This window comes from Vibrio sp. CB1-5 (assembly GCF_059412285.1).
This window is the reverse complement of the sequence record NZ_JBJHPB010000025.1, coordinates 1-11,544: the sequence shown is the minus strand read 5'-3', so window position 1 is coordinate 11,544 and position 11,544 is coordinate 1. Positions and strand designations below refer to the sequence as shown.

The following is an 11,544-nucleotide window of genomic DNA, read 5'->3' as shown; positions in this document are numbered from 1 at the left end:
TAGCCATCAATAAGTTAGCATGCTATTGATTTTTAAGTTCCCTACACAATGCTCGATTACTGTGTCTTTTGTAGAACTGCGTAATAGAAGCCATCCATATCGTGCTCACCCGGAAGAATCTGACGTCCAGGGTTCTCTTTATCTGAGCCAATAAGTTCAGCGTTTTCAGTGCGAGCCAAGAACGCAATCACTTGGTCTTTGTTCTCTTGTGGCGTGATAGAGCACGTAGCGTACACCAAGGTGCCACCCACTTTCAGTTGCTGCCACATAGCATCAAAGATCTCGCGTTGTAGCTCTGCAAGCGCTTCAATGTCATCCGCACGACGCAGCCATTTAATATCAGGGTGACGACGAATAACACCAGTTGCAGAACACGGAGCATCCAACAAAATACGGTCAAATTGCTCGCCCTGCCACCACTCTTGTGGCGTTCTTGCATCACCGCAAACGACTTTCGCTTGTAGGTTGAGGCGTTTAAGGTTGTCGTGGACACGCTTCAGTCGCGTCTCGTCACAATCAATAGCCACCACTTGGCTGCCGTTGGTGCGCTCAAGAATATGGGCGGTTTTACCACCTGGCGCTGCACAACAGTCTAAAATTAGCTCACCATCTAGTGGTTGCAGATAGTTGATTGACAGCTGCGCCGCGGCATCTTGAACTGATACCCAGCCTTTTTCAAAGCCCGGAAGTTTCGTCACGTCACAAGGGGCGGCCAATTTTAGGGCATCTTGCGCTTCTGGGTGAGAGGTGGAATCTATGCCTTCATTTTTGAGAAGCGCTTGATAATCGTCACGAGGTAGGTGCTGGTGGTTCACGCGTAGCCACATCGGTGCTTTCATGTTGTTGGCTTCAACAATGCTTTCCCACTGTTCTGGGTAGCTTTGCTGCAGAAGTTTTAATAGCCAGCTTGGGTGACCGTACTTACCTGCATTGTGGCTGACCGACTTTTGGTCTAGCTCTTCTTGATTGCGTTGGTAGTTTCGCAGTACTGCGTTGATTAAGCCGCGCAGCCTCGGGCCTTTTAGCGTTTTGGTCGCTTCCACGGTTTCACCAACGGCGGCGTGAGCTGGAATACGCATGTGACCGATTTGGTAAAGACCCACCAAAATCAGGTGATGAAACACGCGCTGTTTGCCCTTGAGTGGCTTATCCATCAGTTCGGATGCGACAGACTCAAGGCGAGGCAGAATTCGAAGTGCACCAAAACAGATTTCTTGAAGCAGTGCTTGGTCGCGAGGTTTTACCTGCTGTTGACCTAATGGAAGTGCACTCGAGAGCGATTGGCCTTTATCAACCACTTGGAAAAGGATATTAGCCGCGACAGCGCGAACGTTCATGTTAGTTACCTAAATTTGTGTTGCTATGAAAACAAACTAGGGCCTGTACTGGTCAGTACTGGCCCTAAATATCGTATGCGGTGTGTATCACTAACCTAGGATACTGCCGACTTCAAACCAGCTGGCTTTGGAATTGAGTACGTCACTCACTGACATCGCTTTCTTACCTGGGATCTGGATTTGTTCTAGAACCAAGGTGTCGTTACCCGTTGCAACGTAAATTCCTGTTTTATCAGCCTTAAGGATAGTCCCCGCAGGCGCCTCTGTCGCACCCACTTCAACGCGAGATTGCCAAACTTTGATGTTGTTCTCTTCTACAGAGAAGAAACTCATCGGCCATGGGTTAAAGGCACGCACACAGCGCTCGATAAACGCGGCGTTTTGTGACCAATCGATCTTCGCTTCGTCTTTGCTCAGCTTGCTAGCGTAATTGGCTTGCTCATCATCTTGTTTGACAGGGGTTGCCTTGCTTGCAGCGATATCACCAAGACAATCAACCAGAGCTTCTGGTCCCAATTCGGCAAGCTTGTCATACATGGTGGTGCTGGTATCGGTAGCTTCAATTGGCAATGTGGCAATTTTTAGCATGTCACCGGTATCAAGGCCGATATCCATTTGCATAATAGTTACGCCTGTTTCCTCATCACCCGCCCAGATAGAGCGTTGAATCGGCGCAGCACCACGCCAGCGAGGTAGGATTGAGCCATGTACGTTGATGCAACCCAGCTTTGGAGTATCCAGTATAGCTTGAGGAAGTAACAGGCCGTATGCCACGACAACCATGATATCGGCATTGAGATCTTTTAATTCTTGTTTTGCCTCATCAGACTTGAAATTGACTGGTTGATAAACCGGAATGTCATGCTCAAGCGCGATGTTCTTTACAGGACTTGCCGTGAGTTTTTTACCACGACCCGCAGGGCGATCTGGCTGGGTATAAACCGCGATAACCTCATGCTCCGAAGACAATAACGCCGCCAAGTGACGGGCGGCGAAGTCTGGAGTACCGGCAAACACAATACGTAATGATTGGCTCACACTGACCTCTCTTAACTTAAATTCTTATTCGTTGACTTATTGCTTGGCGTTAAAGCGCTTAATTTTCTCAAGCTTGTCTTTAATGCGCTTGCGCTTTAGAGGGGATAGGTAATCAACAAACAGTTTACCCTCTAGGTGGTCAAGCTCATGCTGAACACAGATAGCCAGTAGGTCATCTGCATCGAAAGTGAACTCTTCACCATCGCGGTTAAGTGCTTTCACCGTTACTTCCGCTGCGCGAGAAACTAATGCACGAGCGCCAGGAACAGAAAGGCAACCTTCTTCGATACCGTCTTCACCACGTTTTTCTGTGATTTCAGGGTTAATCAGTACCATAGGCTCGTCGCGAGTATCTGAAATATCAATCACAACAATTCGCTGATGAACGTCAACTTGGGTTGCTGCCAGACCGATACCTTCTTCGTCATACATGGTTTCAATCATGTCATCGACGATTTTTTGGATTTCCGGCGTTACCGCTTCAACGGGCTTTGCTACCGTTCTTAGGCGATCATCCGGGAAAGTTAATACTTGTAATACAGACATATACACTCAAAATGTTGAACTGTGCCGAATAGGCTTGGGCTTTGTTGGTTCAATTCTAGACATTTTCCAACCTAAATGACAGCATCCCTTGAAACAAAGCGAAGGATTGCGGTGTATGAAACAGGGAAATGTGCTGTTATTGAGGGTTTACATTGTTGTTACCACACTCATTCTGAGCTTTACTTCTTTCGCTGATAATCCACTCACTATTAAAGGGACTGTTCCTGCTGTTTATCAGGTAAAACAGGGCGATACCTTGTGGGATATTTCCAGTCTGTATTTGCACTCGCCATGGCGCTGGCCAGAGCTATGGAACCATAACAAGCACATTGGTGATCCTAACCTTATTTATCCCGGCGACAAACTGATACTGACTTGGGTTGACGGTCAACCTCGTTTGGTGCGTAAAGCGACGAAAAAGTTGTCGCCGACGATGCAAGTGACCACCAAGGCGCCCATCTTTGCCATTAATGCCCTGACTCAAGCTCGTTATACTCAAAGAGAGGGCCTGGTACTCGAAAGTGAACTGGCAAACTTCCCGAAAGTGATTGGTTCTAGCGAAGGACTCAACTATGTGACCGCTGAAGATGATGTCTATATTGATTATCAAGGTGATGAAACGGAATGGGCTATTTACCGTGTTAGCCAGCGCTTTGCTGCTCCGCAGCCAGAATACAGCATGCAGCAAGTCAGAATGGTGGCGAAAGCGCGCAGTCAGCCTCAAGCTGGTGGCGTGACCACTCTAGAGATTGAAAGGTTCATTCATGAAATCAAGCAAGGCGACGTCGCCATCCCTCTGTCGGCCATTCAGACTCCAGAACACATTAATCACTTTCAGCCTCATGCTGGCCCCGCCATTGATGATCTCAGCATTGCGGGAATGATGGATGAGGTGAATTATGTCGTCAGAGGGCAGGCCGTGGTGCTTAATCGCGGCTATGTGTCTCGAGTTGAACAGGGCAGTAGTTACTCGTTGGCGAAACCAGCTCATGGCTTTCAATTTTCCCAAGGAGAATTTGGGCTGGTGGAAGGAGATAGCGAAGAGACCGCGCTGATGATGCCAACTATTGAAGTGGGGCAAGTTGTGGTGATCCGCAGTTATGCTTTTTTTAGCATTGCGGTAATCATTGAGGCAAGTGAGCCCATTACCCAGCAGATGTTGGTTGTTCCCGTTTCTAGACGCGCAAAAAGCTAATGGACACCTTCATGGATGACAGCACTGTCTTAGCGTGGCTGCGACTTTCTTTATGTCCTGGCATTGGCCCTGTGACATTCTATAAGCTGCTCGCTGTGGATGATCCGCGTAATATCGTTGAGTCGGATGAGCGGACATTATCGGCCATTGGACTCAAGTCCAATCAGGTTAGTTTTATTCGCAAGCAATCTATTGAGCTCGCAGAGCGAGCCTTGGCTTGGCGAGAGAATGCGAATAATCATATTCTTCTTCAACAAGACCATGAGTATCCAACGTTACTGCGAGAGTCCAAAGGTTGTCCGCCAGTTCTTTTTGTACAAGGTGACGCGGCGCTATTATCAGAGCCGCAAATTGCCATGGTTGGCAGCCGAAACGCTAGTGCTGGTGGTTTAGAAACAGCGCGCAGCTTTGCAGCGGAGTTCGTTAACTTTGGTTATTGCGTAACAAGTGGATTGGCGCTGGGTATCGACGGTCATGCTCATCAAGGAGCGCTAGAGGCAAATGGCAAGACTATCGCCGTGTTGGGATCTGGGCTGGATTCCATTTATCCCGCTCGACACAAGTCGCTTGCGCATCGCATCGCTCAGCATGGTGCGCTCGTCAGCGAGCATCTACCTTGGATAAAACCGAGAGCTGAACACTTTCCAAGACGAAACCGAATTGTCAGTGGCTTATCGCTGGGCGTTGTCGTCGTGGAAGCAACTGAGAAAAGTGGTTCGTTAATTACAGCAAGGTATGCGGCAGAGCAGGGGCGTGAGGTGTTTGCTGTGCCAGGGTCCATTCGTCATGCCTATCATCAGGGGTGTCATTCATTAATACAAACTGGTGCCTGCCTCGTACAAAAGGTGGAAGATGTACTGTGTGAAATAGAATCTCTGTCGAACTGGTCTAAAAAAGTACAACCAACACTTTTCGACCAAGTTATTGATAAAGAAGAATTGCCATATGCAGATCTGTTGGCTAACGTAGGAATAGAGGCAACGCCGGTTGATATTTTGGCTCAAAAGTCCCATATTCCTGTTCAAGAGGTCATGCAACAGCTTTTAGAGCTCGAGTTACTGGGCCATGTTGTTGCGGTTAACGGTGGTTATATTCTTAAGGGGAGAGGCTAGCTATGATGATGGACATACTGATGTACCTGTTCGAAACCTACGTGCATAGCGATGCAGATCTGCAGGTAGACCAAGACGAACTTGAGGATGAACTACTGAGAGCAGGCTTCAAGCAAAAAGATATCTACAAGGCACTAGAGTGGCTTGAGGATCTTGCTGAGCTGCAAAACACCGATGAGCATTCTGCGATTGCGATGAGTGCCGCGACCTCTACGCGAATCTATACCCAGCAAGAAATGACGCGTATGGATGTCAAAAGCCGTGGCCTACTGATGTTCCTAGAGCAGATCGGCGTCTTGACCACCGAAACTCGCGAGATGGTCATTGACCGGGTTATGAGGCTTGAAACCAATGATTTTGAACTCGATGACCTGAAATGGATCATATTAATGGTCTTGTTCAATGTTCCTGGCAACGAAAACGCGTACACTCTCATGGAAGAGCTTATCTACACCGCTGAAAGAGGTGTGGTGCATTAATCCTCCCAGCCCAACTCAATGGGCTGCTCGCGTTAAGAGAACACCATGAGTGGTAAAATCGACAATCAACTTTTCTCGGCTCATGAACACGCCTTAGATCATGAGCCTTGTCCCCAATGTCAGTCCGGTAAGCTGCTTCTCAAAAATGGCAAACATGGCCCTTTTCTAGGGTGTGACCAATATCCGAGCTGCGACTATATTAAACCCTTACATCAAAATGACGGCCATATCGTCAAAGAGCTGGGGGTGCCATGTCCGGATTGTGGTTCTGAGCTACTGCTACGTCAAGGACGCTTTGGTATGTTCATTGGGTGCAGCAATTACCCAGAATGCCACTTCCTTCAATCACCCAACAAGCAAGAAGAGCCAGAGCAAACCGATCAAGCTTCGGTCTCTTGTCCTGAGTGTTCTAAAGGGGCACTCAAAGAGAGAAAGTCTCGATTCGGCAAAACCTTCTATGCATGCGATCAGTATCCAAAATGTAAGTTTGCGGTCAATCACCCCCCTATCGCGGGTCACTGTCAGTTTTGTGGATTTGAGCTGCTGGTGGAAAAAAAGCGAGCGTCTGGAACCGTGCAAGAGTGTGCATCAAGGCGATGCCATAAAATTCAAGATACCGAATAAACAAAAAATGGCTCCCAAGGGAGCCATTTTTTAAAGGTTTACGCCCAGCTTAAAGGGCTTTAGCTGCTGGCTTCAGCGCGGGAAAAGCCGCTTCATCAAGTAGCTCGGACAAGGCGAGTAGCTGCGCCTTAAGCGCCGCTTTGTTATTGGCCGTGACATTGATGTGACCCATCTTACGTCCAGCGCGCTTCTCTTTGCCATACCAATGAACGTGGCAACCAGACAGGCCGTGTACCGCCGCTGGCAATGTATCCTCGCCTAAAATGTTCACCATAGACGTGGCACGAATGGTTTGTGTTGAGCCAAGAGGCATATCGCATACCGCACGCAGATGGTTTTCAAACTGACAAGTGTCCGCACCTTGTTGTGTCCAGTGCCCAGAGTTGTGCACGCGAGGTGCAATCTCATTCACAAGTAGCTGGCCATTCACATCGAAGAACTCAAGTGCAAGCACACCAACATAGTCCAAAGACTCTGCTACAGCGGTAAACATTTGTGCCGCTTGAGCTTGCAGTTCTTGTTCATCAATCGCTGTTGATAGCGTCAGTACGCCATCGGTATGCACATTCTCAGCCAGCGGGTAGATAGCAATCTCACCTTGTTTGTTGCGTGCGCCAACCAGTGATACTTCGCGCTGGAAAGGGACAAACTCTTCAGCAACGATGGCTTGGCTTTCTGATTCTTCAATACACTCGGCCATTTCTGTCCAAACTGCATCGACATCATCAAGCGTTTTTAATCGCCACTGACCTTTTCCATCGTAGCCACCCAATGCGCTCTTAAGCACCATAGGCAGACCAACGTAGGCAATTGCCGCATCAAAATCTGCGCGTGTATTGATGACTGCGTATTTGGCGTTTTTTACCCCCGCACTGTCGAGAAGGCCTTTTTCAATGCGGCGGTCGCCACCGGCTTTGATAGCGTCTGTCGATGGGAGGAACTTGCCACTTTTTTCACAGATCGCGAGTACATCGAGTGGAATGTGTTCGAACTCAGCCGTGATAACGTCAGCTTCAGCAATTGCATGCTCTAGACCGTTACCCAGCACTTCAAGTGTCAGTGGGTGAACGATATTCTCACTGCGCACATCAAATGCTGAGATTTTGATATTCAGAGGGGCACCGGCTAGCGACATCATGCGCGCCAGTTGGCCTGCTCCAAGAATCAGTACGTGTTTCATCATTAGTCCTCAGAAGGATCTGGGTTAGCAAGTACGGTTTCTGTTTGTTGGCTGCGGAACGCTTCAACTTTTTCCATTACGGCGTTGTCGTGAACACCAATGATCTGCGCGGCTAGGATACCCGCGTTTGCTGCGCCTGCTTCACCGATAGCCAGAGTGCCAACTGCGATGCCTTTTGGCATTTGAACAATCGACAATAGAGAGTCCATGCCTTTCAGTGCGCGGCTTTGAACAGGAACGCCCAATACAGGAACGCTTGTGAACGCTGCTGCCATACCTGGAAGGTGCGCAGCGCCGCCAGCACCAGCGATGATGACTGAGATACCGCGCTCTTTCGCAGAAGTCGCGTAGTCAGCGAGTAGCTGCGGTGTGCGGTGAGCAGAAACAACCTTGGTTTCATAATCCACACCAAACTGATCCAGCATTTCTGCTGCTAGTTTCATGGTTGGCCAATCTGATTTTGAACCCATAATAATGCCGACTTTCATCCGAAGCTCCTTCAAGGCGTGTGGAAATGGACTAATTTGCGCGCATTATACGAGGATTTTTTTCTTAGGAAAACGTTTGCGCGAGTGATTTTTGTGTTTTTTTCTGGATTCTCACTCGGGTTTTGAGCATAGTGCCGTAGAAATGTAAAATATTTGTTTAGCTTTTAATAAAAGGAAGTCTCGGTGGATAATTTTCAAACCACAGTTGCGGCGCTTCAATCCGGTGAAGTAATTGCTTATCCAACGGAAGGAGTATTTGGCGTGGGTTGCGACCCAGACGATACGCAAGCCATTGAAAAGCTTCTTGCTGTCAAAGAGCGTCCGGTTGAAAAGGGACTTATTTTGATCGCTGCGAATTTTGAGCAGCTTCGCCCTTATATTGATGAGACTCAACTGACAGAGCAGCAGCTAGAGAGTGTTCAGCAAACTTGGCCTGGCCCGTATACCTGGATCATGCCAGCAAGTGCACGTGTATCCCCTTGGTTAAGTGGCGCGTTTGATACCATCGCTGTGCGTGTCACGGATCATGAGTTGGTGCAAAAATTGTGTTTGGCCTATGGCAAGCCAATTACTTCGACCAGTGCTAATTTATCAGGCATGCCATCTTGCATGACAACCGAAGAAGTTAAACAGCAATTGGGTTCTCGTTTGTCTTCAATCCTTGAAGGTGAGACGGGTGGCCGTAATAAGCCGAGCGAAATCCGCGATGCTCGCACCCTTAAAGTACTACGACAAGGCTAAGGAGTTCTCGTGCAGCAAGTCGATAAACATCAAGTAAAGACATTCCTTCTTAAGCTTCAAGACGATATCTGCCAAAAGCTCGAACAACAAGATGGCGCCGCGACCTTTCAACAGGATGAGTGGCAGCGTGAGCAAGGTGGTGGTGGCCGCAGTCGCGTTATGAAAGATGGCCAAGTGTTTGAGCAAGGTGGGGTGAACTTCTCCCATGTGTTTGGGGACAAGATGCCGGCATCAGCCACAGCGCACAGACCAGAACTCGCTGGGCGCAAGTTCGAAGCCATGGGTGTATCGCTGGTGATTCATCCCAAGAACCCGTATATCCCAACGTCACATGCCAATGTACGTTTCTTTATCGCTGAGAAAGAGGGTGAGGATCCGATTTGGTGGTTTGGCGGCGGGTTTGACTTAACGCCATTCTATCCATATGAAGAGGATTGCCAGCATTGGCATGATACGGCGAAGCAGATTTGCCTGCCATTCGGTGATGAGGTGTATGCGGAGCACAAAAAATGGTGTGATGACTATTTCTTCCTACCACACCGTAATGAGACGCGCGGTGTTGGTGGTTTGTTCTTTGATGATTTAAATCAGTGGGGCTTTGAACGTTCGTTCGCTTACATGCAAGCGGTGGGGAACGGCTACACCGATGCATACCTGCCAATTGTCGAAAAACGCAAAGCTGAGCAATATGGCGAACGTGAGCGCAACTTCCAGCTTTATCGTCGCGGTCGTTATGTTGAATTCAATCTTGTTTACGACCGTGGCACGTTATTTGGCTTGCAAAGTGGTGGTCGCACTGAGTCCATTCTTATGTCAATGCCGCCATTGGCTCGCTGGGAATACAGCTATGAGCCACAAGAGGGAAGTGAAGAAGCGCGCCTCTATAACGACTATCTAAAACCAAGAGAGTGGTAATCTAACCAACAGCCTTTGTTCAACTTGGCGAATGTGTGCCGAAGTGATAGTGTCGAACTATACATTTCGGTACCCATTACAAGGACAGTAGGCATAAACATGAGCAAGCCCGATCAATACGTGGTGTTTGGTAACCCCATCTCGCAAAGCAAATCACCGTATATCCATACGCTCTTCGCAAGACAGACCTCGCAAAATCTTGAATATGTAAGCCAGCAGCCAGAGCCTGATGCGTTTAAGCAGGCTGCCACCGAATTTTTCCAATCGGGTGGTAAAGGGTGCAACATTACCGCACCGTTTAAAGAAGATGCTTTTCAGTTTGCAGGTCGCCTGACCGAGCGTGCTCAGCTTGCGGGCGCAGTTAATACTCTTAAGAAGCTGGATGATGGCGAGATCATTGGCGATAACACCGATGGCGAGGGTTTAGTTCAGGACTTACTGCAACATCAAGTTCAGCTAGAAGGCGCTTCTATACTAGTGATTGGCTCGGGTGGTGCGGCGCGTGGTGTATTAAAGCCGTTACTCGACCAAAAACCAGCCTCTATTACTATTACCAACCGTACGTTTGAGAAAGCGCAGCAGCTTGCCGAGCTATTTAAGCCTTTTGGTCAGATTAATGCGGTACCTATGAGTGACGTAACTCGTGCCTATGATGTGGTGATTAACTCTGCTTCAACCAGTCTGTATAAACAACTGCCTGATATCAGTGATGCAATCTTTGCTGGCCATACTGTGAGTTATGATATGACCTATGGACAGGGTTTGACGACTTTCAACCAATGGGCGAAAGAGTCAGGAGCTAGGTTTGCCTATGATGGTTTAGGCATGCTAGTGGGTCAGGCGGCAGAAAGCTTCATGCTATGGCGCGGCCTAAGACCAGGCACGAAACAGATCTTACGTGAGTTAAGAAAGAATCTAGAAGGTCTATAACATGAACCAATCAATTTTGTTTTCAGATCAGCTTGAATGGAACCAAGAACTAGGCATGGTTGAGTTTCACGCCCAACAAGCAGGGATGTTGATTGTTTGTCTTGTTGGGCTGGAGAAGCTTGCTAGATTAAATGGTTTGAATGAGGTTGCTAAGGAACAGGCGTTTGAGTGCTTTGAGGCTGTTCGTTTTGATCTAGAAGAGATAGCAGAAAGCCTCATAGAGGATGAAGCTTTCGATGAACAGGGACGTGTTGTCATTAACTAAGCCATGATTCGCTAACGAATGGCGTGCACATCCTGCATGTAGTCATTTTTATTCTGCACATAGTTGTTGGCAGAGCGAAGTAAAAAGGCTCTTTCTTTCTCGGTAAGAGGACGAGCCTGTTTTACCGGACTACCCACATACAGATAACCACTTTCTAATACTTTGTTCGGTGGTACTAAAGAACCCGCACCAATCATCACATCTGATTCAATGGTGGCGCCATCAAGCACAATACTGCCCATACCGACAAGAACGCGATCTTTTATAATGCACCCGTGCAGCATCACCTTATGACCGATGGTGACATCATTACCTATTAGTAGAGGGTAACCTTCAGGGTTCTCTGCGTTCTTATGAGTAACATGTAACACGCTATTGTCTTGGATATTGGTGCGCTCGCCAATTTCTATATGGTTAACATCACCACGCGCGGACACAAGCGGCCATACACTGGCATCTTTGCCAAATCGAACATCGCCAACAATCACACTGGTTTCATCTATGTAGACGGAGTCGTCCAGTTGTGGGGTGATGCCTTTGTAACTACGAATTGAAGTCATATCAGTCTCTATTTCTATGGGACAGAGCTATTTTGGCGAGTTATTGCGGCAAATTACAGCGCCAAAGCACAAAAAATAACCATGCGAACAAAAAAAGCAAAAAAACTGTATTTAGGGTATTGCCAATGTGATTT

General features: G+C 48.0%; 14 protein-coding genes. 8 read left to right on the top strand and 6 right to left on the bottom strand.

All coding sequences use genetic code 11. The annotated features are described in order from the left end of the window. Window positions 1–56: 56 nt before the first annotated feature. The 3 genes from rsmB to def all read right to left on the bottom strand — a co-directional run bounded on the left by rsmB (window position 57) and on the right by def (window position 2,921). Window positions 57–1,337 carry a 16S rRNA (cytosine(967)-C(5))-methyltransferase RsmB gene (gene rsmB, locus ACJB0T_RS16490; protein ID WP_479292142.1) on the bottom strand — a complete coding sequence of 427 codons (1,281 nt, stop codon included), beginning with the start codon at window positions 1,335–1,337 and terminating at the stop codon, window positions 57–59. 90 nt (window positions 1,338–1,427) lie between these two features. Beyond that, the gene (gene fmt, locus ACJB0T_RS16485; RefSeq protein WP_479292143.1) at window positions 1,428–2,375 is read right to left on the bottom strand and encodes a methionyl-tRNA formyltransferase; all 948 of its coding nucleotides are present in this window, start codon (window positions 2,373–2,375) and stop codon (window positions 1,428–1,430) included. A 36-nt stretch (window positions 2,376–2,411) separates the two neighbouring features. Then, window positions 2,412–2,921 carry a peptide deformylase gene (def, locus tag ACJB0T_RS16480; protein WP_446648901.1) on the bottom strand — a complete coding sequence of 170 codons (510 nt, stop codon included), beginning with the start codon at window positions 2,919–2,921 and terminating at the stop codon, window positions 2,412–2,414. A gap of 115 nt (window positions 2,922–3,036) precedes the next feature. Between def and ACJB0T_RS16475 the strand changes: the two genes are divergently transcribed. Genes ACJB0T_RS16475 through ACJB0T_RS16460 form a run of 4 tightly spaced genes read left to right on the top strand, consistent with a single transcriptional unit; the run spans window position 3,037 to window position 6,331 of the window. Further along, complete coding sequence (locus tag ACJB0T_RS16475; RefSeq protein ID WP_479292146.1) at window positions 3,037–4,116, top strand: LysM peptidoglycan-binding domain-containing protein; 1,080 nt, start codon at window positions 3,037–3,039, stop codon at window positions 4,114–4,116. Window positions 4,117–4,127: 11 nt separating this feature from the next. Next, complete coding sequence (gene dprA, locus ACJB0T_RS16470) at window positions 4,128–5,228, top strand: DNA-processing protein DprA (protein WP_479292149.1); 1,101 nt, start codon at window positions 4,128–4,130, stop codon at window positions 5,226–5,228. A gap of 2 nt (window positions 5,229–5,230) precedes the next feature. Continuing rightward, window positions 5,231–5,707: a DUF494 family protein gene (locus ACJB0T_RS16465; RefSeq protein WP_479292150.1), complete on the top strand. Its 477-nt coding sequence runs from the start codon at window positions 5,231–5,233 to the stop codon at window positions 5,705–5,707. Window positions 5,708–5,752: 45 nt separating this feature from the next. Further along, a complete protein-coding gene (locus tag ACJB0T_RS16460; RefSeq protein ID WP_479292152.1) occupies window positions 5,753–6,331 on the top strand; it encodes a DNA topoisomerase family protein in 579 nt (192 codons plus the stop codon). Window positions 6,332–6,380: 49 nt separating this feature from the next. Here the strand turns inward: ACJB0T_RS16460 and ACJB0T_RS16455 are convergent, their stop codons facing one another. Both ACJB0T_RS16455 and purE read right to left on the bottom strand, forming a co-directional pair. Then, on the bottom strand, window positions 6,381–7,511 hold the full coding sequence (locus ACJB0T_RS16455) for a 5-(carboxyamino)imidazole ribonucleotide synthase (protein WP_479292353.1): 1,131 nt from the start codon (window positions 7,509–7,511) through the stop codon (window positions 6,381–6,383). A 2-nt stretch (window positions 7,512–7,513) separates the two neighbouring features. Further along, a complete protein-coding gene (gene purE / locus ACJB0T_RS16450; RefSeq protein WP_042478050.1) occupies window positions 7,514–7,999 on the bottom strand; it encodes a 5-(carboxyamino)imidazole ribonucleotide mutase in 486 nt (161 codons plus the stop codon). A 183-nt stretch (window positions 8,000–8,182) separates the two neighbouring features. Between purE and tsaC the strand changes: the two genes are divergently transcribed. From tsaC to ACJB0T_RS16430, 4 genes are all read left to right on the top strand, one after another. Next, complete coding sequence (tsaC, locus tag ACJB0T_RS16445; RefSeq protein WP_112481089.1) at window positions 8,183–8,740, top strand: L-threonylcarbamoyladenylate synthase type 1 TsaC; 558 nt, start codon at window positions 8,183–8,185, stop codon at window positions 8,738–8,740. A 9-nt stretch (window positions 8,741–8,749) separates the two neighbouring features. Then, on the top strand, window positions 8,750–9,655 hold the full coding sequence (gene hemF, locus ACJB0T_RS16440) for an oxygen-dependent coproporphyrinogen oxidase (RefSeq protein ID WP_479292154.1): 906 nt from the start codon (window positions 8,750–8,752) through the stop codon (window positions 9,653–9,655). 99 nt (window positions 9,656–9,754) lie between these two features. After that, complete coding sequence (gene aroE / locus ACJB0T_RS16435; RefSeq protein ID WP_479292156.1) at window positions 9,755–10,585, top strand: shikimate dehydrogenase; 831 nt, start codon at window positions 9,755–9,757, stop codon at window positions 10,583–10,585. Window position 10,586: 1 nt separating this feature from the next. After that, window positions 10,587–10,850: a DUF1488 family protein gene (locus tag ACJB0T_RS16430; RefSeq protein ID WP_112481093.1), complete on the top strand. Its 264-nt coding sequence runs from the start codon at window positions 10,587–10,589 to the stop codon at window positions 10,848–10,850. A gap of 11 nt (window positions 10,851–10,861) precedes the next feature. Here the strand turns inward: ACJB0T_RS16430 and ACJB0T_RS16425 are convergent, their stop codons facing one another. Next, the gene (locus ACJB0T_RS16425) at window positions 10,862–11,410 is read right to left on the bottom strand and encodes a gamma carbonic anhydrase family protein (protein ID WP_479292158.1); all 549 of its coding nucleotides are present in this window, start codon (window positions 11,408–11,410) and stop codon (window positions 10,862–10,864) included. Between the last annotated feature and the right edge of the window lie 134 nt (window positions 11,411–11,544).